The following is a 23,016-nucleotide window of genomic DNA, read 5'->3' on the forward strand; positions in this document are numbered from 1 at the left end:
GATAATTAAGCCACCGTGTACCCTACAGACAACGGCGGCAACAACCTCAACAACAGAGGCAAGCCTATGAACAGTTCGACCAATGCAGTAAAACGCTGGTGGTACATCATGCCAATCGTGTTTATCACGTACAGCCTGGCGTACCTGGATCGTGCCAACTTCAGTTTCGCATCCGCCGCCGGGATCAACGAAGACCTCGGGATCACCAAAGGGGTCTCGTCCCTGCTGGGCGCCCTCTTCTTCCTGGGTTATTTCTTCTTCCAGATCCCCGGCGCGATTTACGCTGAACGCCGCAGCGTGCGAAAGCTCATTTTCATCTGCCTGATCTTATGGGGTGCCTGTGCGTCGCTTACTGGCGTGGTGAATAACATTCCTGCTCTGGCGGCTATTCGCTTTATCCTCGGCGTGGTTGAGGCGGCCGTCATGCCAGCAATGCTGATTTACATCAGCAACTGGTTCACAAAATCGGAGCGTTCACGTGCTAATACGTTCCTGATACTCGGTAACCCGGTCACCGTGCTGTGGATGTCGGTGGTTTCCGGCTATCTGATCCAGTCCTTCGGCTGGCGCGAGATGTTCATCATCGAAGGCGTTCCCGCGATTATCTGGGCCTTCTGCTGGTGGGTGTTGGTGAAAGATAAGCCAGCCCAGGCGAAATGGCTTTCTGAAGACGAAAAAGCCGCACTCCAGGCGCAGCTGGATAAAGAGCAGCAAGGGCTTAAAGCGGTGCGTAACTACGGCGAAGCCTTCCGCTCCCGGAACGTTATTCTGCTGTGTGCACAGTATTTTACCTGGAGTATTGGCGTGTACGGTTTTGTGCTGTGGCTGCCGTCGATTATCCGCAGCGGCGGTGAAAACCTTGGCATGGTGGAAGTGGGCTGGCTGTCATCGGTGCCTTACCTGGCTGCGACCATCGCGATGATTATCGTCTCCTGGGCATCGGACAAGCTGCAAAACCGTAAGCTGTTCGTCTGGCCACTGCTGCTGATCGCTGCTTTTGCCTTCATTGGCTCCTGGGCCGTAGGCGCAAACCACTTCTGGGCTTCGTATACGCTGCTGGTGATTGCGGGTGCGGCCATGTATGCCCCGTATGGTCCGTTCTTTGCCATCATCCCGGAAATGCTGCCGCGTAACGTCGCAGGGGGCGCGATGGCGTTGATCAACAGTATGGGTGCGCTGGGTTCGTTCTTTGGCTCGTGGTTTGTGGGCTATCTTAACGGTGCCACCGGCAGCCCGTCGGCCTCTTACATCTTTATGGGGGTGGCGCTTTTTGCCTCGGTATGGCTTACTCTGATTGTTAAGCCTGCTAATAATCAACAGCTACCCGTCGGCGCACGCCACGCCTGAATCCTTTTAAAATCAACGGAGATTAGCATGAAGCCGTCCGTCATTTTGTACAAAGCACTGCCTGAAGATCTGCAAAAACGCCTGGAGGAACACTTTACCGTTACCCGGGTAAAGAACCTCAGCCCGGAAACCGTGGCACAGCACGCCGACGCGTTTGCCAGCGCCGAGGGCCTGCTGGGTTCGAGCGAAAAGGTGGATGCAGCGCTGCTGGAGAAAATGCCGAAGCTTCGTGCTACCTCAACCGTTTCGGTGGGATACGACAATTTCGACGTGGATGCGCTAAACGCGCGCAACATCCTGCTGATGCACACGCCCCATGCCCTGACGGAAACCGTCGCCGACACGCTGATGGCGCTGGTGCTTAGCACCGCCCGTCGTGTAGTGGAAGTGGCCGAGCGCGTGAAAGCGGGCGAATGGACCAAAAGCATTGGCCCGGACTGGTTCGGCGTGGACGTTCATGGCAAAACGCTGGGGATTGTTGGGATGGGCCGTATCGGTCTGGCGCTGGCACAGCGCGCGCATTTTGGCTTCAACATGCCCATTCTGTATAACGCGCGCCGTCACCACAGTGAAGCTGAAGAACGTTTCAACGCCCTTTATTGCGAGCTTGATACGCTGTTGCGGGAAGCCGACTTTGTCTGCCTGATCCTGCCGCTGACGGATGAAACGCGTCATCTCATCGGCAAAGCGGCGTTTGAAAAGATGAAGAAATCGGCCATTTTCATCAACGCGGGTCGTGGTCCGGTGGTCGATGAGAAGGCGCTGATTGAGGCACTGCAAAACGGTGAGATCCACGCCGCTGGTCTGGACGTGTTTGAACAAGAGCCGCTGCCGGTGGATTCTCCGCTACTGACCATGCCGAACGTTGTCGCCCTGCCCCACATCGGCTCTGCGACTCATGAAACACGCTACAACATGGCGGCGACCGCCGTGGATAACCTGATTGCCGCGCTCGGCGGTAAAGTGGATAAGAACTGCGTTAACCCGCAGATACAACAGTAGAAACGAAAAAACCCGCCAGAAGGCGGGTTTTTGAATTTAGTGCTACTGGGCTGGAAGCTTACAGGCTTACAACGTTACCAGCTGCTGGGCCTTTAGCGCCGCTTTCGATGGTGAAGGAAACTTTCTGACCTTCATCCAGAGATTTGTAGCCATCGTTCTGGATAGCAGAGAAGTGTACGAACACGTCTTTAGAGCCATCGTCAGGAGTGATGAAGCCGAAACCTTTATCAGCGTTGAACCATTTTACCAGACCAGTCATTTTAGCAGACATAGAAATTACCTTATTAACAAATATATTGTGCCTTCCGGCTTGATGGATTGCGTTACAGATTTTTAAGCGATGAAGGAAGGGTCACTACGAAGGGTATCTATGGATAACAATCTGGACTGCTTTACTAAACTGCTTTAGGTCTGTGTAACAAACCGACGAACATAGTTATACCGATGTGGTAGATGAATGACAAGCGTTATTTTCATCAAGCATAAAAAAAACCCCGCCGAAGCGGGGGTTTTTCTTATTCCGTAGCAGCGACCGCTGCGCTCCAGGCCTGGCTAAAGGCCTGATGCTGGGACGCGAGCGGACCGATCAGCGCGTTATACTGGCTCGCCTGCTGGGAGGTCGGGAACTGGATACCGTTAGAGACAAAGCTCACCTGCGTACCTTGTTCACTAATAAAGTCACCCACCTGGACCAACTGCTGAGTAAAGACCTGCGCCGCCGGGATCAGCGGTTGCAAAGCGTTTGAAGGCTTGGTCACGACTTTCTCATACACCTGGTCATAGACCGGTTTAAGATCCTCGCCCTGCTTCAACGCGGAACGCGACGCATCAGCCTGCATTTTGGCATTTTGCAGCTGCTGGCTCAGTACCCCAAGCGCGCCATTTGACTGGCGTAGCGGTTCGCGCTGGGTCATATAATCCTGTGGAACACGGATGGCATTCACGCTATCCACTACCGGGCGAATACCGGAATCCATCGCCTGGCTTACCTGCTGTGAATAGCCATACAGAATGGCGTAATCCGACACGAATGGACCAAACTGTTTTTTCTGATCCGCAGTCAGCGTTGGTAAACGCTCGCCGCTACGCATCACTGTATTCTGTAGAAAATCGATAAACGCTTTGCGCTGATCGCCTTCTTTATCGAAACACCCACTCAGGCTAACAACCATCAATAACGCCGCAATAGGCGCAAACCAGCGAGAGCAGGACTTTCCTGTCGCCATTTTATTACTCCTTTCACCCAAAAAGCGCACACCGGCACACGCGTGCCCAACGCTGACAAGGATAGTCCAGGTCAGCCTTGCAAGATAGAGTTTTCATGCAAAACGGGTATTCCCGTTTTTGTACTGACTATTTACAAAAAAATACCTGTGAATCCCTACATATGACTAATCAGGTAATTAGCATAACTATCCATATAGCTGAAACGTGTAAAGCGATCGTTATCGCACAATTAATCACAGCCGTGACGATCCTGTGTCTGGTTTAGTGACTATTCTTAACAGGCTCTCTGATGTTCATGATCCCGATGTGTGATTTATGAGGAGTTCTCAATGGAATTAAAAGATCCTGAGTTTGAGCTGCTGAGCAGCCTGGAACAGATTATTTTTAAAGATGTACCGCCGACGGTTACCCTGAATCAAAAGTCCAATCCTTTTAGTGAATTTGAGCGTTTACGCAAAGGATCGGGCCTGAAAACAGATGAATTCGCAAGAGCGATGGGTGTCAGCGTAGCAATGGTGCTGGAGTGGGAGTCAAAACGTGAAAAACCTACCCCAGCCGAGCTAAAGCTGATGCGCCTGATCCAGGCAAACCCTGACCTTCGCAAGCAGTTAGCCTGATAAAGTTTGTTTGCCCCCGCCCTTGCGGGGGCTTGTGTTTACAGGCTTTCACATCGCCATCCCGTCTCTTCCCACACCAGTTCATGCGTCAGCTTCAGCCCTGCCAGAAAAGCTTCATCGTGCGACACCACCAGCAGCGCGCCGGGGTAATCGGCTAAGGCCGCTTCAATGGCCTGAACAGAGGCCAGATCGAGGTGGTTGGTCGGCTCATCCAGAAGCAACAGCTGCGTTGCCGCTTCACGCCACAATACGCAGGCCAGCGCGGCCTTCAGGCGCTCGCCGCCACTCAGTTCGGCCAGTGGTAGTGTCACTTTCTCTGCGCCCAGTTGAAGCTGCGCTAAACGGGTACGCAGCGCCCCCTCTTCGAGCGGCGTATTGCCCAGGCTAAGGTGAGTCATCACCGACTGCGACAGATCCAGCCGGGAAAGATGCTGATCGAGATAAGCACACCTGACAGAGACCTTACAGGTTCCCGTAACAGGGGCGGTTTCGCCCAACATCACTTTCAACAGCGTGGATTTTCCACAGCCGTTCGGCCCGCGTAGCGCCACGCGCATCGGGCCATCCATTCGCCAGTTTATCGGTGGGACAGGCACGTGCGGAAGCACCAGTTCTTCCAGCACCAGCACCTGTTTCCCTTCCGGGATTTCACTGCCCGGCAGGGTAAACATCACCGCATTATCCTCTTCAACCCGCTCGCGTGCCTGGTTGACCGCAGCGTTCAAAGCATGGTTTTGATCGCTATGCTGTTTTTTCCAGGAACCAATACGCTCTTTCGCCGCCCCTTTGTATTTGACCCGTTCAAACGAGGCGATGTTAAGGCTGTCGACCGTGCGAAGCGTTTTGGCTGAACGCCGCAGGCTGTCGTCATGCTCTTTATGCATACGGGCGCGGGTACGCTTGCGCTCGGTGGCAGCATGCTCCAGCGCGGCGCGGGCAGCCAGCTGTTCAGCATCACGCTGGGTTCGATAGTCAGCATAATTCCCACCGTAGCTGCGCAAGCCCAACGCGCTCAGATCAAGGATTCGCGGTACCTGGGCCAGCAACTCACGGTCGTGAGAGGCCACCAGCACCCCGCCCTGATACCTGGAAAGCTGCTCGTAGAACCACTTGCGGCCTTGCCTGTCGAGGTGGTTGGTCGGTTCGTCCAGCAGCAGGTAGTCAGCATCCGCGGTGAATGCGCTGCACAGCAAGGCACGAATGCGCTCGCCGCCGCTCAACTCTGCCGCGCGTTTACTCGGGTCAAAAGGGGGAAGTTTTGCAGCGATAAAAGCCTGGCTCAGCCGTTCAGCCAGATCCCAGTAACCGTCGAGCGTGTCGAGATCGTCGGGTTCATAATGACCGCTGTCGATGCGCGTGCGCGCCGCAAAGATCGCGTCGTAACCAAGCAGTTCGGCAAGCGTGGTATCCGCAGAAATATTCTGCTGCTGCGCCACGTAGACGTGTGTACCAAAGCGCTCAATATGACCGCTGGCGGGTTCATCAACCCCTGCCAGCAGACGCAGCAGCCGTGTTTTACCGCTGCCGTTGCGGCCAACCAGCGCGCACACTGACGCATCCAGAGAAAGATTCAGTGGACCAAAAAGGATATCGCCCGTCGCAAACTGACAGGTGACCTGATGCAAAATAAAAGAGGGGGACTGCGCAAAATGAGCCATAAGCACTCCTGAATGAAATCAAAACATCCCCTGCCGACGCGATGCGTTGAGCAAGGATCGAAATTCATCAGTCGTGTTTGTTCATTTTTGGGGGGCGCTCCTGAGGGCGAAATTTAACGGGAACAAGAATAACGGCAATGCGCCGCCCATTTCAAGGTTAAATTTTCACCAGGCTATTGCCCGAGCATAAAAAACCCGCCGAAGCGGGTCTCTCAATCAGATAAACGCAAACGCATCGCCAAACAGACGATCTTCCCGCGCGTCACGCTCGTTGCAGAACAGGTCGCGGGCAATTTTTGCCATTTCAAAGCGACCGGCAATGTAGATATCGTGCCCGGCCAGCGTCCCGTGATCCTGCAATACCGCAGTCAGCACCGTACCGCTGCGCCCGCGCCAGCCCTCTTCCGGCTGCTCGACAACCGGCTCAATGCGCAGGTTTGGATGATTTACGCTCAGCGCCTCCAGCTCAGACAGATCGTAAAGGTGCTTCTCTTCACGGCCGCCCCAGTAGATGGTGATATCGCGATTTGGATTACGCGCCAGCGCCGTCAGCAGAATAGAGCGGACATAGGAGAAGCCCGTGCCACCGGCAATCAGGATCAGCGGACGGTCTTCGTCTTCACGCAGCCAGGCCTCGCCATGAGGAATATCGACCACGATTTCACGCTCTTTCAGGATGCGGTCCATCACGGCCATCGCGTACAGGTTAAGCTCAGACGCACCAATATGCAGCTCAATAAATTCCTTCTCTGCTGGCGTTGAGGCCATAGAGAAAGGACGCTTATCACGCTCGTCCATCACGACCATCAGGTACTGACCGGCACGGAATGAGAATGCCGCTTCAGGAACCAAACGGACGCGATATACGGTGTCGGTAATAGCATCTACCGACGTCACTTTACAGCTTAAGGTTGTCATTCGCTCTCTCTGTCGGGAAGTCTATAGGGCTAAACGGTCTTATTCTGCCTTACCGTTATTCATTATGGCCAGCTCGTCCCAGATCGCGTCAATTCGCGCGGTCACGGCAGGATCTTTTTCGATCGGGCGACCCCATTCACGGTCGGTTTCGCCAGGCCATTTGTTCGTGGCATCCAGTCCCATTTTTGAGCCAAGTCCGGAAACCGGCGAGGCAAAATCCAGGTAATCAATCGGCGTGTTTTCCACTAACACCGTATCACGCGCCGGATCCATACGCGTGGTGATGGCCCAGATAACGTCATTCCAGTCGCGGGCATTGACGTCATCATCGCAGACAATCACAAACTTGGTATACATAAACTGGCGCAGGAAAGACCATACGCCCATCATCACGCGCTTAGCGTGACCGGCATACTGCTTCTTCATCGTCACCACCGCCAGGCGATACGAACACCCTTCCGGCGGCAGATAAAAATCAACAATTTCCGGGAACTGCTTTTGCAGGATCGGCACGAACACTTCGTTCAGCGCCACCCCCAGTACCGCCGGTTCATCCGGTGGGCGGCCAGTGTAAGTTGAATGATAAATGGCATCTTCACGCTGGGTAATGTGCGTGACGGTGAACACCGGAAAGTTATCCACTTCGTTGTAATAGCCGGTGTGGTCGCCGTACGGCCCTTCGGGTGCCAGCTCGCCCTGTTCAATGTAACCTTCCAGCACAATCTCTGCGCTGGCCGGTACTTCCAGGTCATTGGAGATGCACTTCACCACTTCGGTTTTGGTGCCGCGCAGCAGCCCTGCAAAGGCATATTCAGACAGCGTATCAGGAACAGGCGTCACCGCGCCCAGGATGGTTGCCGGATCGGCACCCAGCGCGACGGAAACCGGGAAGCGTTCGCCCGGATGGGCCGCGCACCACTCCTGAAAATCCAGCGCCCCGCCGCGATGGGACAACCAGCGCATGATGAGCTTGTTTTTGCCAATCAGCTGCTGGCGGTAAATGCCGAGGTTTTGACGCTCTTTATGCGGCCCACGCGTCACGGTGAGGCCCCAGGTGATCAGCGGTGCGGCATCTTCAGGCCAGCACTGCATGATGGGAATATTGGTCAGATCCACCGCATCGCCTTCCAGCACTTTTTGCTGGCACGGCGCACCGCGCAGGCGTTTGGTGGGCATATTCAACACCTGCTTAAACTGCGGCAGTTTGTCGAACAGGTCGCGGAACCCTTTTGGCGGCTCCGGCTCTTTCAGAAAGGCCAGCAGTTTGCCCACTTCACGTAACGCCGTGACATCTTCCTGCCCCATCCCCAGCGCCACGCGGCGAGGTGTGCCAAACAGGTTGCACAGCACCGGCATGGTGTAGCCTTTTGGGTTTTCAAACAGCAACGCCGGGCCGCCCGCGCGCAGGGTGCGGTCAGCGATTTCTGTCATTTCCAGATACGGATCAACAGGAAGCGTAATGCGTTTGAGTTCGCCCTGCTTTTCCAGCAGCGCCAGGAAGTCGCGTAGATCGTGGTATTTCATGCAGTTAATCATGGCCTCTCTGTAAGCGCTTCATTATACGGCGTAAGACCGCGTGATGCTGTAATTTTGTTAAATTAGCGTGAACTTCCACGACTTACTCTCTTTTTCGCCATTATAATCACCTTAGCGATCCCGCCAGGGTTTTGGTATGCTTGCGCCCCGAACAATGGGAAGAGTGATTATGCAGGCCTGGTATTTACTGTATTGCAAACGCGGGCAACTTCAGCGCGCGCAGGAACATCTTGAACGTCAGTCTGTGAACTGCCTGACACCCGTGATCACGCTTGAAAAAATGCAGCGTGGAAGACGCACGACCGTCAGTGAGCCTCTGTTCCCGAATTACCTGTTCGTCGAATTCGACCCCGAAGTGATCCACACCACGACGATCAGTGCCACACGCGGCGTCAGCCATTTTGTGCGTTTTGGCGCCCATCCGGCAAGAGTACCGTCATCGGTTATTCATCAGCTTTCTGTCTACCAGCAGCCTGAAGATATTACCGATCCGGAAACCCCTTATGCCGGCGACAGCGTGGTGATCACCGAAGGCGCCTTTGAAGGCTTACAGGCCATCTTCGCTGAGCCGGACGGTGAAGCGCGCTCCATGCTGCTGCTCAACCTGCTGAACAAAGAGGTGTTGCAGAGCGTGAAAAACACCGATTTCCGCAAAGTTTAGAACTGCACGCCGAACAGACGACGCACGTTATCATCGGTTTGTGCTGCCAGCCACTGCACATCTTCTCCCCGCCAGTGCGCCACTCGCTCAGCAATATGCCCCAGGTAGGCCGGTTCATTACGTCGTGATGGCGGTTTGGGCTGCATATCCCGGGGCAACAGATACGGCGCATCCGTTTCCAGCAGCAAACGATCGGCCGGGATAACGGGTAACAGCTCACGCAGTTCCAGCCCACGACGCTCATCGCAGACCCAGCCCGTGATACCCAAATAAAGCCCGCGGTTCAGGCAATCCAGCGCTTCCTGACGGGAGCCCGTAAAGCAGTGCAACACCGCGCCCGGCAGTTTCTCCAGCCAGGGTTCCAGTAGCGCCATAAAACGTTCATGCGCATCGCGACAGTGCATAAACACCGGCATCTCCAGCTCTGCTGCCAGCGCAAGCTGGGCGGTAAATGCCTTCTCCTGCTCTTCAGGCGTCGAGAAATTACGGTTGAAATCAAGCCCGCATTCGCCAATGGCAACCACTTCTGGCGTTTGTGCCAGACGATGAAGCACCTCAGCGCTTTCATGCGTCCACTGGCTGCTGTCATGCGGATGCACGCCGGCGGTGGACCAGCAGTGTTGATAGCGTTGCGCCAGCTGCCGTGCCTGCTCACTCTCATGCAGATTCGTTCCCGTCAGTAACAGCCCGCTCACGCCGGCGGCAAAGGCGCGCGCCACCACCTCATCGTGGTCTTTCGCAAACTGGGCGCTGGTCAGATTAAGCCCGATATCAAACATACGTATCCCCATATGACAACCGCCCTGACGGGCGGTTGGTTTTATTCTTTCGTGGTCTCTTCAGACGGCTCGTCTTCTTCGTCCCGGGTACGCCCCTTTCCGACGTAGAAACGAGCGAAGAATACGCCGACTTCAAACAGGCAGTACATCGGTATCGCCAGTAAGGTTTGCGAGAAGACGTCCGGTGGCGTTAACAGCATACCTACAACAAATGCCCCCACAAGGATGTACGGGCGCTTCTTACGCAGATCGTCAGGCGTGGTCACCCCTACCCAGCAGAGCAGGACAATCGCTACGGGCACCTCGAAGGCGACACCAAAGGCCATAAACAGCGCCATGACGAAGCTGAGGTAACTGGCGATGTCCGTCGAAACCTGCACCCCTTCCGGCGCGGTATGCGTCAGGAAGCCAAAGGCCAGCGGGAAGACAACGAAGTAGGCGAACGCCATGCCGATGTAAAACAGCAGCGAACTGGACACCAGCAGCGGAATAACCAGCTTGCGTTCATGCCTGTACAGCGCGGGCGCCACAAATGCCCAGACCTGATACAAAATGACCGGTGCAGATGCAATCAACGATACCCAGAAGGTCAGCTTGATGGGGGTAAAGAACGGTGAAGCAACGTCCGTTGCAATCATCGTCGCGCCCAGCGGCATCTGTTTAATCAGCGGCGCGGAAACCACCTGATAGATATCGTTGGCGAAATAGACCAGACATAAAAAAATGAGGAAAACCGCAATAATGCAGTTTAACAGGCGCTTACGCAGCTCAATGAGGTGCGCAATCAGCGGTTGAGTATCATCTACTGCCATGTTTACGCTTTATCACTCGACGAGGGGGATGATTCGGAAACGGGCGCGGCGGGTTTTACCTCAGCCGTTTTGACCACGGGCTCTTCCGGCGGCACCTGCTTTTTCACTTCGGGCTCCTGCGGCGATTGCTCTGGCGAAGCAGCCTGATGCTCCGCGCTGGAAGGCGTTACACCCTCGCGCTGCTCTTCGCTACCCTTCACCACCGGATTGTGGATGGTGTTTGCTTCATCGCTCGCCTTCTCAGGATCGTTAATGCTGTAAGAGCGCTTCATGGATTCAGCCGCTTCTCGTAACTCATCCATTGATGCTTTCAGCTCCGGCGTCAGGTTATCCATGCTCGCCTTTTCAACCTTTTTCAGGCTGTCCTGAAATTCCTGAAGCTTCAGCTCCTGCGCCAGCTCGTTCTGCACGGTAGTTGCCAGCGAGCGAAGTGCCCGCACCCAGCCCACGACGGTTTTCACCGCAACGGGTAAACGCTGCGGCCCCAACACAATCAGACCAATCACAAAGACCAGCAGTAACTCACCAAAACCAATGTCGAACACGAATTACACCTGCTCTTTATCGTGACGTTTAGCCTCTTCCTTTTTGGCTTCGTCCTGCTTATCGGCGATGGATTTAGCGGTAAAATCAGCATCCTGACTGGTTTTTTCCTGCTTATTCTCATCATCGCTCATGGCTTTCTTGAAGCCTTTGATTGACGCGCCCAGGTCGGAACCAATCGATCCGAGTTTTTTCGTGCCAAACAGCAGCACAACGATGACGGCAATGATCACTAACTGCCAGATACTGATACCACCCATGCGTGTTCCCCAGTGATAGATGATTAATTAGTCAGATCGCATTATACGTATGCAATCTCTCGATAGCGACGCTAATTCAGCGCGTTTTTCGCCAGCCAGCAAGCCAGACAACCACACCGGCAGCCATAATCCAGGCTGGCATCATTTCCCAGTCCGGACGATTGATCAACAGCAACGTGCCGCTTATCAGCAGCGTCGCGCCAATTCCGAAGAGATAGCGGGACTGCCCCTGACGCACGCGACTGGATTGAAGCTCGTGCGCGATTTTATCCATGCTGTGCTGAAGGTTCTTGCTCTGACGCAAACTGTCGTAAACCAGTTCAGGAATTTCAGGCATTTTTTCAATCCAGAACGGGCCTTTCTCTTTAAGCGAGCGAACCAGGGCTGGAATACCGACCTGATCCTTAATCCAGGATTCGAGGAACGGTTTCGCGGTTTTCCACAAGTCTAACTGAGGATAGAGCTGGCGGCCTACGCCCTCAACGTAAAGTAATGTTTTCTGAAGTAAAACTAATTGTGGCTGCACTTCCATATTGAAACGGCGTGCGGTGTTGAACAGGTTGAGCAGGACGTGTCCGAAAGAGATCTCCGAGAGCGGCTTTTCAAAAATCGGCTCACAGACGGTGCGGATCGCAAATTCAAACTCTTCCACGTTGGTATCTGGCGGAACCCAGCCTGAATCCACGTGCAGCTCGGCCACCTTACGGTAGTCGCGATTGAAGAAAGCGATAAAGTTCTCGGCGAGATAACGCTTATCCTCTTTATTCAGCGAGCCGACAATACCGCAGTCGATGCCGATGTATTTAGGATCTTCCGGGTGCTCATAGCTGACAAAAATGTTGCCCGGATGCATGTCAGCATGGAAGAAGCTGTCGCGGAAAACCTGAGTAAAGAAGACCTGCACGCCACGTTCGGCCAGCAACTTCATGTTGGTGCCCTGTTTTTCCAGCGCCGTCACGTCCGAGACCGGAATACCGTAGATACGTTCCATCACCATCATGTTCTGACTGCAATAGTCAGAATAGACTTCAGGAACATACAGCATCGGGCTGTCTTCAAAGTTTCGACGCAGCTGAATGGCGTTCGCCGATTCACGCAGCAGGTTAAGCTCATCAATCAGCGTTTTTTCGTATTCCCGTACCACTTCCAGCGGACGCAGACGGCGGCCATCCGGCAACAGACGCGGCACCCAGCGAGCCAGGCGATAAATCAGCTTCATGTCTGCTTTGATAACCGGCAGGATATCCGGACGAATCACTTTAATGACCACCTCTTTGCCATTTTCCTTCAGGCGCGCAGTATGAACCTGCGCAATAGAGGCAGAGGCCAGAGGCTGAATATCGAAATCATCAAACCAGGTCTCGATGGGGATATTGCCCATCGCTTCTTCGATTTGTTTCTTCGCTCTCTCTCCGTCAAACGGAGCGACGCGATCCTGCAATAGTGCGAGCTGATCGGCAATCTGCGGTGGAAAAAGGTCGCGACGTGTTGAGAGCATCTGCCCAAACTTGATCCAGACCGGTCCCAGCTCCTGCAACGCAAGACGCAGGCGTGCGCCCAGCTCCTGATCCTTATGGCGATTCGGCATCCAGAACAGCGTGCGACGCCAAAGCCGAAGCGGCAGGGTGATACGCATTCTGGGGATAAGCTCGTCGAGCCCGTAGCTCAAAAAGGTGCGAACGATAAAATAGAGGCGCCGAATTTCACCAGGCGTCATTTGCCCTCCAGTTTTTCCAGCCGTTTGGTTAACGCATCAACTGCGCGCTCAACTGCCGCGGTCTCTTCTGCAAACCAGGCGACTTCTAAAGGCCCCGGCGCCATACGCCACTCTTCGGTCAGCACCTCGGCAGCGTAGCGCTGTTGACGGAGCAGACCTTTACGCAGGAAAGCGGAACCCGTGCGCAGCGTTTTGCTTATCCCTTCAGCCGCGATGTCGCCGATATAGGGCGCCAGCAGTTCCGCCGGGTCGAATTCAGCCTGATCGCTGAGTGCAACGAAGTTCTGTACCACCTGAATATCGCCTTCGACCTCCAGCTCACCGCTGCGAATAAGCGCCGTCATCTGCTGACGGTCACGCAGTTTTGGTAAGACGCTCATGTGCGTAATTACCGAGCAATCAGCTTCGCCTTCCCACTCCCCCAGAACGTCAAGCCGGCGTTCGCTGAAGACCAGCACAAGCGGCGTCGAGAACTCCTTTAACACGATGCGCAGCACCTTTCCGTTAAGCCGCTGACGTGCGGTTTTCAGCGCCGGAGCGCGATACAGAAAGGCATTCAGTACATTCTCGATGCCTGCGGTGACTAAGGGTTTAATGGGCACGGGAAACCTCCACTCAGAACTTGTAACCACGATGCAGCGCGACGACACCCGCCGTCATATTGAAGTATTCCACGTTTTCAAACTCGGCATCCTGCATCATCGCTTTCAGCGTGTCCTGATCCGGGTGCATTCGGATGGATTCGGCCAGATAACGGTAACTTTCTGCATCGTTTGCCACCAGCTCGCCGATGCGCGGCAGAACGTGGAAGGAATAGGCATCGTAAGCTTTGCTCAGCGGGTCGATAATCGGTTTAGAAAACTCGAGAACCAGCAGTCGGCCGCCCGGCTTCAGCACGCGGTACATGGAGCGCAGCGCTTTATCTTTATCGGTCACGTTACGCAGACCGAAAGAGATGGTGATGCAGTCGAACGTATTATCCGGGAACGGCAGCGCTTCGGCGTTGGCCTGAACATATTCAACGTTGCCTACCACGCCGATGTTACGCAGCTTTTCGCGTCCCATTTTCAGCATGGAGTCGTTGATATCCGCCAGCACCACGCGGCCGGTTTCGCCAACCAGACGGGAGAATTTAGCGGTCAGATCCCCTGTGCCTCCGGCTAAATCCAGCACCGTTTGTCCACGGCGCACGCCGCTGCAATCAATAGTGAAGCGCTTCCACAAGCGATGAATGCCGAATGACATCAAATCATTCATCACATCGTACTTCGCCGCCACGGAATGAAATACGTGGGCCACCATGTCAGCTTTCTGCGCTTTGGCGACAGTCTGAAAGCCAAAGTGCGTTGTGTCTTGTGAATCGTCAACCATCTCAGAGCCTGCTAATCAGTCAAATGTTCGTGAAGTGTAACAGATTGGGCGCATTTGCCCTACGTTTCAACCACCGTGAAAGAAACGTGCCGGCTGCGCTTCGGGGGATAAACTCGCCGCTAAACCGTTGTCTTCATTGCGGCTATTTTGCTCACCGTCGCCTTCACACAGACGAAACTCTTCGTCCTGAGCGGTAGCCTGCTCCACCAGTTCCGGATTAATCTCGCGTTTAACTTCCACCCCCAGGCTGCGAAACGCCTCCGCCTGCGCCAGCAAATTGCCGCGCCCGGAGGAGAGTTTTTTCATCGCCTGCCGGTAGTTATCCTGCGCGCGATCCAGGCTTTGCCCCACCGAGGACATATCGTCCACAAACAGCCGCATTTTGTCGTACAGCTTGCTGGCGCGATCGGCAATCTGCTGCGCGTTACGGCTTTGGTGCTCATAACGCCACAGGTTGGCAATGGTACGTAACGCCACCAGCAGCGTGGTGGGGCTGACCAGCATAATGTTATTTTTCAGCGCTTCGGTGATCAGTTCGGGCTGTCTGTCGAGCGCCAGCAGGAAGGCTGGCTCAACCGGAATGAACATCAGCACATAATCCAGCGATCGCAGCCCCGGCAACTGTTGATAATCTTTTCTGCCCAGCAGACGGATATGGTTACGCACGGAGGCGATGTGCTCCTGCAACGCTGTTTCGCGGGTGTAGTCATCTTCCGCGTTGAAGTAGCGCTCATAGGCCACCAGCGTCATTTTGGCGTCGATAACCACATCTTTGCCCTGTGGCAGACGAACAATGACATCCGGCTGCATCCGCGAGCGCGCATCGTTTTCAATGCTGACCTGCGTTTCGTATTCGTATCCTTCGCGCAGGCCAGAGGCCTCCAGCACGCGCGTCATGACCACTTCGCCCCAGTTTCCCTGCGCTTTGTTATCACCTTTCAGTGCGCGCGTCAGGTTAACCGCCTCCTGCGCCATCTGCGCATTCAGCTGCTGGAGATTACGAATTTCATGCGCCAGCGTGTGGCGCTCGCGGGCCTCCTGACCAAAGCTGTCCTGCACCTGACGGCGAAAGCCGTCCAGCTGTTCACGCAGCGGCGTCAGCAGGCTGTTCAGGCTCTGACGGTTCTGCTCATCCACGCGGCGATTGCTGTGCTCAAAAATGCGGTTCGCGAGGTTCTCAAACTGCTCGCTAAGACGCTGCTCGCTGTTGATCATCTGACGGATTTTGTCTTCGGCGTGCAGTTGGGTGGACTCAAGGCGGGTGGTCACTTCCCGGAGATCGGCCTCCAGCGAGGTGTTAATGTCGCGCAGATTGCGCAGTTCGTTATTGAGCAGTTCACACTCATCGCGCCAGTGGTCACTCAGCGCAAGCTGTTGTTTCGTCGCGCTGAGTTCGGCGACGATCTCTTCGCGCTCTGCCAGCTGATCGGCTTTCTGCTGAGCATGTTGGTAGCCGCAAATGAGCCAGCCAATCCCCACGCTCACCAGCGCAACTACCGCATAAACCAGGATTGAAATATCCACAATGCCCCCTGCATCCACGTCTAACCCGCACAAAATAGAATTGTGCTGTATGAACGTCCAGTTTGAAAGGGTTTTCCTGCGAGGCGTTACGCAAAAAGAAAAGGCCGAGCATGTCGGCCTTTTAGCACTGAAGAGAGAATTAGATCAGGCGGCGCGCCGCTTCAACCACGATTTTCACCGCATGGCTTTCAGTCTGCTTCATGGTTTCAGCGTTCGGGATCTCCTGTTGGGTACGGTTGACGATAACGCCCGCCACCATACCGGCACGCAGACCCTGGCTCGCGCACATGGTCAGCAGCGTCGCAGATTCCATTTCGTAGTTCATGACGCCCATCGACTGCCACTCTTCCATGGAGCCTTTGAAACGGCTCACCACGCGACCAGAGAAGGTGTCGTAACGCTCCTGGCCCGGGTAGAAGGTATCGGAAGAGGCAGTTACGCCCACGTGGGTGGTGGCGCCCACGGATTTCGCGGCTTCAACCAGCGCGGTGGTGCATTCGAAATCGGCCACTGCCGGGAATTCCATCGGAGCAAAGTGCAGGCTTGCCCCGTCCAGCCGCACGGATGCGGTGGTAACCAGCACGTCGCCCACGTTGATGTGCGGCTGAATGGCGCCTGTGGTGCCGATGCGCAGGAAAGTACGAATGCCCAGCTGCGCCAGCTCTTCAACGGCGATAGAGGTAGACGGGCCACCAATACCGGTAGAGCACACGATCACCGCTTTACCGTCCAGCTCTGCGCGCCAGGTGGTGAATTCGCGATGCGCTGCCAGCTTAACCGGCTTATCCATCAGCGCGGCGATCTTTTCCACACGCTCTGGATCGCCAGGGACGATAGCAAGCGTAGCCCCTTGTAAATCGTTTTTAGTGAGGCCGAGATGAAAAACATCAGACTTAGACATAGGTGACTCCTCTGTGGGTCGGTTTGTCAGAAGAAGTAAAACGGTACTTTACAGAAGCAATGTGCATTATTTCGTGACACACCTCACCATGAATGAAAATGATTGCAGTTAATTTCCATAAAATAGTGATTCACATCACATTAACAAGTTATATCGCCGGGTGCTGCACAAAAGATAGACGCTTTAAGGCACTGTGGGTTGTTAACCTGGTGTCTATATTTATCTTTGCGCTAATCCATTCATTGGTACGGAGAATGCCATGACTGAAAAAACCGGTTTTGCACCTGCTGCGGCCCCGCACGCTTCAACCATCGTCTCAACCCCTGAAGAAGCCATTACCGCAGGCGAGACCTCCATTCCCTCCCAGGGAGAGAACATGCCAGCGTACCACGCGCGGCCAAAATCTGCCGATGGCCCGCTGCCCATCGTGATCGTGGTGCAGGAAATATTTGGCGTTCATGAACATATTCGCGACCTCTGCCGCCGTCTGGCGCTGGAAGGTTACCTGGCCGTTGCGCCGGAACTCTATTTCCGTCAGGGCGATCCGAATGATTACAGCGACATCCCGACGCTGTTCAGCAACCTGGTCAGCAAAGTGCCGGACGCGCAGGTACTGGCCGATCTCGACCACGTTGCCAGTTGGGCGGCGCGCAACGGTGGCGACCCGCACCGTCTGATGGTGACCGGCTTCTGTTGGGGTGGACGCATTAGCTGGCTGTATGCCGCGCACAATCCGCAGTTGAAAGCGGCCGTGGCCTGGTACGGCAAACTGGTGGGCGAAAAGACGCTGAACTCGCCTAAACATCCGGTTGATATCGCCACCGATTTAAATGCCCCGGTGCTAGGGCTGTATGGCGGTCAGGATACCGGCATTCCGCTTGATACCGTCGAGACCATGCGCCACGCGCTGCGGGCGGCAAACGCGAAGGCCGAAATCGTGGTGTACCCGGATGCGGGACACGCGTTTAATGCCGATTATCGTCCGAGCTATCACGCGGAATCCGCGAAAGATGGCTGGCAGAGAATGCTGGCGTGGTTCAGCCAGTACGGCGGGAAGAAAGCGTAATACCAAAAGCCCGGTGGCGGCTACGCCAACCGGGCAATCCAGCCCCACTACGCCTGACGCAAATTCTGCGCCGCCTGCACCATGTTCGCCAGCGCCGCGCGGGTTTCAGGCCAGCCGCGAGTTTTCAGGCCGCAGTCCGGGTTTACCCACAGACGTTCCGCCGGGATGCGCTGGGCCGCTTTTTGCAGCAGCGATTCAATCCACTCCACGCTTGGCACGTTAGGGGAGTGAATGTCATACACGCCCGGCCCGATTTCGTTCGGGTAGTCGAACTCTTCGAACGACTCCAGCAGCTCCATGTCTGAACGCGAGGTCTCGATGGTGATCACATCGGCGTCGAGCGCGGCAATGGAGTCCATGCTGTCGTTAAATTCGCAGTAACACATGTGGGTGTGGATCTGCGTGTCGTCCTTCGCGACGGCCGCGTTGAGGCGGAAAGCCTCCACGCCCCACTGTAAGTAAGCATCCCAGTCGCTGCGACGCAGCGGCAACCCTTCACGCAGCGCCGGTTCGTCGATCTGAATGATGCCAATCCCCGCCGCTTCCAGATCCGCCACTTCATCACGCAGCGCCAGGGCGATCTGTTTGGCGATGGTTTCCCGGGATACATCTTCACGCGGGAACGACCAGCAGAGAATGGTCACCGGCCCCGTCAGCATGCCTTTTACCGGTTTGTCGGTCAGAGACTGGGCATACTTCGCCCACTCCACGGTGATCGCTTCCGGGCGGCTGACGTCGCCGATCACCACCGGCGGCTTCACGCAGCGGGAGCCGTAGCTTTGCACCCAGCCGTTCTGGGTAAAGACAAAGCCGTCCAGGTGTTCACCGAAGTATTCCACCATATCGTTACGCTCGGCCTCGCCGTGCACCAGCACGTCCAGACCCAGACGTTCCTGCTCGACGATCGCCTGTTTGATGTGTTCCGCAATGCCGGTGCGGTAGTGATTCGCATCCAGATTGCCCTTTTTGAAGTCCAGGCGCAGGCCGCGGATCTCGGTAGTCTGCGGGAAGGAGCCGATGGTTGTGGTCGGCCACGCGGGCAGGTTAAAGCGCGCACGCTGGGCTTCGGCGCGCACTTCATACGGGCTCTGGCGCTGGCTGTCCCGGGCAGTGATGGCCGCCAGACGTTTTTCCACCGCCGGGTTATGCACGCGCGTCGAGTGACGGCGCGCCTGGATCGGAGCGCTCCAGTGGGTAATCGCAGCCGTGTCGCCGCTGTTCAACGCGTCGCGCAGTAGAGCCAGCTCCTCACACTTTTGCAGGGCAAAGGCAAACCAGCTTTTCACCTCAGCGTCGAGTCGGGTCTCTACGCTCAGGTCGATCGGGCTGTGCAGCAAGGAACAGGAAGAGGCTACCCACAATTCACGTTTACCGACAATGTCCTTAATTTGTGCATATTTCTCGGTGAGATCGGCACGCCAGACGTTACGACCATTCACCAGACCGGCAGAGAGCAGCCACTCCGCAGGCAGACGCTTGTGCAACTCTGCCACATCGTCTTTGCCGTGAACGAGATCAACGTGCAGACCCTGAACCGGCAGCGCAGTAATGGTGTCGAGGTTAGGCGTTACGCCCTCGAAATAGGTGGTCAGCAGCAGCTTCACCTGGCCCGTGAGCGCGTCATACGCCGGTTTGAAGGCATCCAGCCACGCCTGCGGCAGCTCAAGCACCAGCGCCGGTTCATCGATTTGCACCCACTGAATACCGCGCTTACCCAGCTCAATCAGCACCTGCTTATAAACCGGCAGAATATCGTTCAGCAGGCTGAGGCGGTCGAACTGCTCACCTTTCACTTTGCCCAGCCACAGGTAGGTGACCGGCCCCAGCAGCACGGGTTTCACCTGGTGACCCAGCGCCAGCGCTTCGTCCACTTCATCCAGAAGCTGGGTCCAGGTCAGTTTGAACTGCTGGCCCTTAACGAACTCCGGCACCATATAGTGATAGTTGGTGTTAAACCACTTGGTCATTTCCGCCGCTGCCGCTGGCTCACCCGTTGGCGCGCGGCCACGGCCGATGCGGAACAGGGTATCGATATCCACCGATCCATCGTTGTTCTGATGACGAGCCGGCACGTTGCCAAGCAGCAGGCTGGTGGTCAGAACATGGTCGTACCAGGCGAAATCGCCCACCGGCAGCAGGTCTACGCCCGCCTGTTTTTGCTGATCCCAGTGACGCGCGCGCAGCTCGCGTCCCACCGCCAGCAGTTCTTCGCGGGTGGCGTTACCCGCCCAGTAGCTTTCTTGCGCTTTTTTCAGCTCGCGACGCAGACCAACGCGAGGGAAACCGAGAGTGTGAGTGCGGATTGTCATGGCATACCCCTTGTAGAAATTCGTTATTTAGACGTCCAGATGTTTACACTTCTATAATTGGCAGGTACTGTATATTCCTCAAGCGCAAAATGTTCATGCCGAAGTGAAGGACTTTCATGATCGAGATTAAACACCTGAAAACGCTACAAGCGTTGCGGAACTGCGGTTCTCTTGCGGCGGCAGCGGCCACGCTGCACCAGACTCAGTCTGCCCTTTCTCACCAGTTCAGCGATCTGGAACAACGCCTCGGCTTTCGTCTTTTTGTGCGTAAGAGCCAGCCTTTGCGCTTTACGCCGCAGGGCGAAATTTTGCTTCAGCTGGCGAACCAGGTGCTGCCGCAGATTGCCAGCGCGTTGCAGTCCTGCAACGAGCCGCAGCAGACCACCCTGCGCATCGCCATTGAGTGTCACAGCTGTATTCAGTGGCTGACCCCCGCGCTTGAGAACTTCCGCCAGAAGTGGCCGCAGGTAGAGATGGACTTCAAATCCGGCGTCACGTTTGATCCGCAGCCGTCGCTTCAGCAGGGTGAGCTGGATCTGGTGATGACCTCAGATATTCTGCCACGCAGCGGTCTGCACTATTCGCCAATGTTTGATTTTGAGGTGCGTCTGGTGCTGGCCCCGGACCATCCGCTGGCCGCCAAAACGCGTATCACGCCGGAAGATCTGGCAACGGAGACGCTGCTGATTTACCCGGTACAGCGCAGTCGTCTGGATATCTGGCGCCATTTCCTGCAACCCGCAGGCATCAGCCCACAGCTGAAAAGCGTGGATAACACGCTGCTGTTAATTCAGATGGTGGCGGCCAGAATGGGAATTGCGGCGCTGCCGCACTGGGTGGTCGAGACGGTTGAACGCCAGGGTCTGGTGGTCACCAAAACCCTGGGTGAAGGACTGTGGAGCCGGCTGTACGCCGCCGTGCGCGATGGCGAGCAACGTCAGCCAATTACGGAAGCGTTTATTCGCTCAGCGCGGAACCACGCGTGCGACCATCTTCCGTTTGTGCGGAGCGCGGAGCGACCCAGCGGCGATGTACCCACAGCGAAGCCAGGATCACCGTTCCCCCAATAAGGAAACTCGGCCAGTGCGGCTGCTCCTGCCAGATGGCGAGGTTCACCAGTAGCCCTGCCGGCACGTGCACGTTGTTCATGATCCCCAGCGTTCCGGCGTCTACCTGCGTCGCGCCGTAGTTCCACATAAAATAGCCCAGGCCCGAGGCCACCACGCCCAGCCAGACCAGAACGCTCCACTGCACGGGGGTGGTCGGCAGCTTTTGCGGGTTGCCGAGCATAAACCATGCCGCAATCGCGACAATCGCCGCGCCCATATAGAACCACGCAAACGCGTTATGCTGCGGCATCGGGCGGGTCTCCATCAGGCGTTTGTAACCCACCATCCCGATGGCAAAGCTGATATTAGCGAGCTGGACGAACATCAGCCCGGTCCAGAAGTGATCGCTCACCTTGTCATAGCGAATTATCGCCGCGCCAATGACTGCCAGCGCCGCGCTCAGCAGATATCCCCAGCGCAGGCGGCGCCTGCTGAGCAGGTCGTAAATCAGCGTGATATAGAGCGGCGTGAGCACGGTAAAGAGCAGAAATTCCGAGACGGACAGGTAGACGTAAGCCCGGAAGCTGAACAGGTACATGATGCCGAGCTGCATCGCGCCTACCAGCATGTACAGCAGAATGGTTTTTAGCGATTGCCCGCGGGTACGCAGGAACGGCAGGAACACCAGTGCCGCCAGCCCCACGCGCATCAGCACCGAAAAGTAGCTGTCGACCGATCCGGCAAGGTATTCGCCAATCAGACTAAAGGAGAAGGCCCACAGGATAGTCGTGATAATGAGTAGCGCCACAATGCTTGTCTCTCAGAAAGAAGGAGAGGCATTGTAGCGAACTCTTTAGTTGACATCTGAACAATAAACAATCAAATGAAGATTATTCAAGGAACAGTTTGCGCAAATACTTAGGTACCGCGTTGTCTGCGTTCGTGCCAATCACTTCCAGCTCCGGGTGCAGATCTTTCAGGCGCTGATGCGCGTTCTGCATGATGCAGCCTTTACCCGCCATGGAGAGCATCTCGGCATCGTTCATGCCATCGCCAAAGGCGATACAGTCTTTCAGATCAAAGCCCAGACGCTTCGCGACCGCTTCCAGCGCGTGACCTTTGGACACCCCGCCCGCCATCACTTCCAGACAGGTCAGCGTGGAGAAGCTCACGTTCACGCGGTCGCCCCAGCGGGCGTTGATCGCCTGCTCCAGCGGAAGCAGCGCTTCGTGACTTTCGCAGGTAAAGAACACCTTGCTGATCCCTTCAGGATCCAGCAAACCCGGCTCATACAGGGAGTAGTTGAAGACGGCTTCCTTGAAGAAACGCATTTCGTCCGGGCGATGACGGTTCATAAACCACTCGTCGTCGCGGTAAACGTTAGTCACGATATCCGGGTTGTTATGCACAATGCCGAACAAATCAGTGGCGATGTCACGATCGAGATTATGGGTAAAAATCAGGTTGCCGTCCGTGTCATGTACGCGCGCACCGTTAGAGGTGATCATGTACGACTTGATCTCCAGGTTATCGCGGATCTGCCCCACGTCCACGTGGTGGCGACCGGTGGCGAACACGAAGTTCACGCCACGGGCAGTCAGGAGTTTTAGGGTCTCTTTCGCATAAGGCGACAGGGTGTGGTCGGGGGAAAGCAGCGTGCCATCTAAATCAGATGCAACAACCTGGTACATAGGGATTTCAACCTCTGGTGGAAAACAA

23 protein-coding genes are annotated in these 23,016 nt (G+C 55.7%); 6 read left to right on the plus strand and 17 right to left on the minus strand.

All coding sequences use genetic code 11. From position 1 onward, the window contains the following. Window positions 1-66 precede the first annotated feature (66 nt). Window positions 67-1,347: an MFS transporter gene (locus ACOTYB_RS20640; RefSeq protein WP_001089079.1), complete on the plus strand. Its 1,281-nt coding sequence runs from the start codon at window positions 67-69 to the stop codon at window positions 1,345-1,347. A 27-nt stretch (window positions 1,348-1,374) separates the two neighbouring features. Next, window positions 1,375-2,349 carry a glyoxylate/hydroxypyruvate reductase GhrB gene (ghrB, locus tag ACOTYB_RS20645; RefSeq protein WP_023315194.1) on the plus strand — a complete coding sequence of 325 codons (975 nt, stop codon included), beginning with the start codon at window positions 1,375-1,377 and terminating at the stop codon, window positions 2,347-2,349. Window positions 2,350-2,407: 58 nt separating this feature from the next. Here the strand turns inward: ghrB and cspE are convergent, their stop codons facing one another. Beyond that, entirely contained in the window at window positions 2,408-2,620 is a 213-nt protein-coding gene (cspE, locus tag ACOTYB_RS20650; RefSeq protein ID WP_003860775.1) for a transcription antiterminator/RNA stability regulator CspE, read from the minus strand. Window positions 2,621-2,864: 244 nt separating this feature from the next. Further along, entirely contained in the window at window positions 2,865-3,575 is a 711-nt protein-coding gene (locus ACOTYB_RS20655) for a DUF3053 domain-containing protein (protein ID WP_017383576.1), read from the minus strand. Between the two features lie 330 nt (window positions 3,576-3,905). Here ACOTYB_RS20655 and ACOTYB_RS20660 point away from each other — a divergent pair, with 330 nt between their 5' ends. Further along, window positions 3,906-4,193, plus strand: a complete 288-nt coding sequence (locus tag ACOTYB_RS20660) for an HTH-type transcriptional regulator (RefSeq protein WP_003860776.1) — start codon at window positions 3,906-3,908, stop codon at window positions 4,191-4,193. Between the two features lie 38 nt (window positions 4,194-4,231). Here the strand turns inward: ACOTYB_RS20660 and ACOTYB_RS20665 are convergent, their stop codons facing one another. The 3 genes from ACOTYB_RS20665 to ubiD all read right to left on the minus strand — a co-directional run bounded on the left by ACOTYB_RS20665 (window position 4,232) and on the right by ubiD (window position 8,305). Further along, entirely contained in the window at window positions 4,232-5,851 is a 1,620-nt protein-coding gene (locus tag ACOTYB_RS20665) for an ABC-F family ATP-binding cassette domain-containing protein (RefSeq protein ID WP_219989717.1), read from the minus strand. A 216-nt stretch (window positions 5,852-6,067) separates the two neighbouring features. Further along, entirely contained in the window at window positions 6,068-6,769 is a 702-nt protein-coding gene (gene fre, locus ACOTYB_RS20670; RefSeq protein ID WP_003860778.1) for an NAD(P)H-flavin reductase, read from the minus strand. Between the two features lie 39 nt (window positions 6,770-6,808). After that, entirely contained in the window at window positions 6,809-8,305 is a 1,497-nt protein-coding gene (gene ubiD, locus ACOTYB_RS20675) for a 4-hydroxy-3-polyprenylbenzoate decarboxylase (protein ID WP_032608225.1), read from the minus strand. A 169-nt stretch (window positions 8,306-8,474) separates the two neighbouring features. Here ubiD and rfaH point away from each other — a divergent pair, with 169 nt between their 5' ends. After that, entirely contained in the window at window positions 8,475-8,966 is a 492-nt protein-coding gene (rfaH, locus tag ACOTYB_RS20680; protein WP_003860779.1) for a transcription/translation regulatory transformer protein RfaH, read from the plus strand. On the opposite strand, the gene tatD is transcribed toward rfaH, so the two are convergent. The 9 genes from tatD to udp form a co-directional block, all read right to left on the minus strand. Continuing rightward, window positions 8,963-9,745: a 3'-5' ssDNA/RNA exonuclease TatD gene (gene tatD / locus ACOTYB_RS20685; RefSeq protein ID WP_126524495.1), complete on the minus strand. Its 783-nt coding sequence runs from the start codon at window positions 9,743-9,745 to the stop codon at window positions 8,963-8,965. The genes rfaH and tatD overlap by 4 nt on opposite strands. Window positions 9,746-9,786: 41 nt before the next feature. After that, window positions 9,787-10,557, minus strand: coding sequence for a Sec-independent protein translocase subunit TatC (tatC, locus tag ACOTYB_RS20690; protein ID WP_023315191.1), 771 nt, complete (start codon window positions 10,555-10,557; stop codon window positions 9,787-9,789). 2 nt (window positions 10,558-10,559) lie between these two features. Then, on the minus strand, window positions 10,560-11,102 hold the full coding sequence (gene tatB / locus ACOTYB_RS20695) for a Sec-independent protein translocase protein TatB (protein WP_003860783.1): 543 nt from the start codon (window positions 11,100-11,102) through the stop codon (window positions 10,560-10,562). A gap of 3 nt (window positions 11,103-11,105) precedes the next feature. Beyond that, window positions 11,106-11,360, minus strand: coding sequence for a Sec-independent protein translocase subunit TatA (tatA, locus tag ACOTYB_RS20700; RefSeq protein WP_003860787.1), 255 nt, complete (start codon window positions 11,358-11,360; stop codon window positions 11,106-11,108). A 76-nt stretch (window positions 11,361-11,436) separates the two neighbouring features. Then, window positions 11,437-13,077: a ubiquinone biosynthesis regulatory protein kinase UbiB gene (gene ubiB / locus ACOTYB_RS20705; protein ID WP_022650180.1), complete on the minus strand. Its 1,641-nt coding sequence runs from the start codon at window positions 13,075-13,077 to the stop codon at window positions 11,437-11,439. Next, on the minus strand, window positions 13,074-13,679 hold the full coding sequence (gene ubiJ / locus ACOTYB_RS20710) for a ubiquinone biosynthesis protein UbiJ (protein WP_045342699.1): 606 nt from the start codon (window positions 13,677-13,679) through the stop codon (window positions 13,074-13,076). The genes ubiB and ubiJ overlap by 4 nt, the downstream gene beginning before the upstream one ends. 13 nt (window positions 13,680-13,692) lie before the next feature. Beyond that, on the minus strand, window positions 13,693-14,448 hold the full coding sequence (ubiE, locus tag ACOTYB_RS20715; protein ID WP_003860790.1) for a bifunctional demethylmenaquinone methyltransferase/2-methoxy-6-polyprenyl-1,4-benzoquinol methylase UbiE: 756 nt from the start codon (window positions 14,446-14,448) through the stop codon (window positions 13,693-13,695). Window positions 14,449-14,514: 66 nt separating this feature from the next. Further along, window positions 14,515-15,972, minus strand: a complete 1,458-nt coding sequence (rmuC, locus tag ACOTYB_RS20720; RefSeq protein ID WP_032661096.1) for a DNA recombination protein RmuC — start codon at window positions 15,970-15,972, stop codon at window positions 14,515-14,517. 139 nt (window positions 15,973-16,111) lie between these two features. Further along, window positions 16,112-16,873, minus strand: coding sequence for a uridine phosphorylase (gene udp / locus ACOTYB_RS20725; protein ID WP_003860792.1), 762 nt, complete (start codon window positions 16,871-16,873; stop codon window positions 16,112-16,114). Between the two features lie 259 nt (window positions 16,874-17,132). On the opposite strand from udp, the gene ACOTYB_RS20730 reads away from it, so the two are divergent. Beyond that, window positions 17,133-17,939: a dienelactone hydrolase family protein gene (locus ACOTYB_RS20730; protein WP_003860793.1), complete on the plus strand. Its 807-nt coding sequence runs from the start codon at window positions 17,133-17,135 to the stop codon at window positions 17,937-17,939. Window positions 17,940-17,986: 47 nt separating this feature from the next. Here the strand turns inward: ACOTYB_RS20730 and metE are convergent, their stop codons facing one another. Next, window positions 17,987-20,248, minus strand: a complete 2,262-nt coding sequence (gene metE, locus ACOTYB_RS20735) for a 5-methyltetrahydropteroyltriglutamate--homocysteine S-methyltransferase (protein ID WP_126524493.1) — start codon at window positions 20,246-20,248, stop codon at window positions 17,987-17,989. Window positions 20,249-20,364: 116 nt separating this feature from the next. On the opposite strand from metE, the gene metR reads away from it, so the two are divergent. Further along, complete coding sequence (gene metR, locus ACOTYB_RS20740; RefSeq protein ID WP_015570000.1) at window positions 20,365-21,318, plus strand: HTH-type transcriptional regulator MetR; 954 nt, start codon at window positions 20,365-20,367, stop codon at window positions 21,316-21,318. Here metR and ACOTYB_RS20745 read toward each other — a convergent pair. Together ACOTYB_RS20745 and yigL are read right to left on the minus strand one after the other, a co-directional pair. Further along, a complete protein-coding gene (locus ACOTYB_RS20745; RefSeq protein WP_003860795.1) occupies window positions 21,206-22,105 on the minus strand; it encodes a carboxylate/amino acid/amine transporter in 900 nt (299 codons plus the stop codon). The two genes, metR and ACOTYB_RS20745, sit on opposite strands and share 113 nt — an antisense overlap. Window positions 22,106-22,187: 82 nt before the next feature. Continuing rightward, a complete protein-coding gene (gene yigL / locus ACOTYB_RS20750) occupies window positions 22,188-22,988 on the minus strand; it encodes a sugar/pyridoxal phosphate phosphatase YigL (RefSeq protein ID WP_023299050.1) in 801 nt (266 codons plus the stop codon). Window positions 22,989-23,016: the final 28 nt, after the last annotated feature.

The sequence above is a fragment of the Enterobacter cloacae complex sp. IR5450 genome (assembly GCF_049238665.1).
In the GTDB taxonomy this organism is placed as follows: Bacteria; Pseudomonadota; Gammaproteobacteria; order Enterobacterales; family Enterobacteriaceae; genus Enterobacter; species Enterobacter hormaechei_C.

Bases quoted from the DNA above. Each gene is read 5' to 3' on its own strand.
- ACOTYB_RS20640 (WP_001089079.1), top strand. From the start codon at position 67: ATGAACAGTTCGACCAATGCAGTAAAACGCTGGTGGTACATCATGCCA.
- ghrB (WP_023315194.1), top strand. From the start codon at position 1,375: ATGAAGCCGTCCGTCATTTTGTACAAAGCACTGCCTGAAGATCTGCAA.
- cspE (WP_003860775.1), bottom strand. From the start codon at position 2,620: ATGTCTGCTAAAATGACTGGTCTGGTAAAATGGTTCAACGCTGATAAA.
- ACOTYB_RS20655 (WP_017383576.1), bottom strand. From the start codon at position 3,575: ATGGCGACAGGAAAGTCCTGCTCTCGCTGGTTTGCGCCTATTGCGGCG.
- ACOTYB_RS20660 (WP_003860776.1), top strand. From the start codon at position 3,906: ATGGAATTAAAAGATCCTGAGTTTGAGCTGCTGAGCAGCCTGGAACAG.
- ACOTYB_RS20665 (WP_219989717.1), bottom strand. From the start codon at position 5,851: ATGGCTCATTTTGCGCAGTCCCCCTCTTTTATTTTGCATCAGGTCACC.
- fre (WP_003860778.1), bottom strand. From the start codon at position 6,769: ATGACAACCTTAAGCTGTAAAGTGACGTCGGTAGATGCTATTACCGAC.
- ubiD (WP_032608225.1), bottom strand. From the start codon at position 8,305: ATGATTAACTGCATGAAATACCACGATCTACGCGACTTCCTGGCGCTG.
- rfaH (WP_003860779.1), top strand. From the start codon at position 8,475: ATGCAGGCCTGGTATTTACTGTATTGCAAACGCGGGCAACTTCAGCGC.
- tatD (WP_126524495.1), bottom strand. From the start codon at position 9,745: ATGTTTGATATCGGGCTTAATCTGACCAGCGCCCAGTTTGCGAAAGAC.
- tatC (WP_023315191.1), bottom strand. From the start codon at position 10,557: ATGGCAGTAGATGATACTCAACCGCTGATTGCGCACCTCATTGAGCTG.
- tatA (WP_003860787.1), bottom strand. From the start codon at position 11,360: ATGGGTGGTATCAGTATCTGGCAGTTAGTGATCATTGCCGTCATCGTT.
- ubiB (WP_022650180.1), bottom strand. From the start codon at position 13,077: ATGACGCCTGGTGAAATTCGGCGCCTCTATTTTATCGTTCGCACCTTT.
- ubiE (WP_003860790.1), bottom strand. From the start codon at position 14,448: ATGGTTGACGATTCACAAGACACAACGCACTTTGGCTTTCAGACTGTC.
- udp (WP_003860792.1), bottom strand. From the start codon at position 16,873: ATGTCTAAGTCTGATGTTTTTCATCTCGGCCTCACTAAAAACGATTTA.
- ACOTYB_RS20730 (WP_003860793.1), top strand. From the start codon at position 17,133: ATGACTGAAAAAACCGGTTTTGCACCTGCTGCGGCCCCGCACGCTTCA.
- metE (WP_126524493.1), bottom strand. From the start codon at position 20,248: ATGACAATCCGCACTCACACTCTCGGTTTCCCTCGCGTTGGTCTGCGT.
- metR (WP_015570000.1), top strand. From the start codon at position 20,365: ATGATCGAGATTAAACACCTGAAAACGCTACAAGCGTTGCGGAACTGC.
- yigL (WP_023299050.1), bottom strand. From the start codon at position 22,988: ATGTACCAGGTTGTTGCATCTGATTTAGATGGCACGCTGCTTTCCCCC.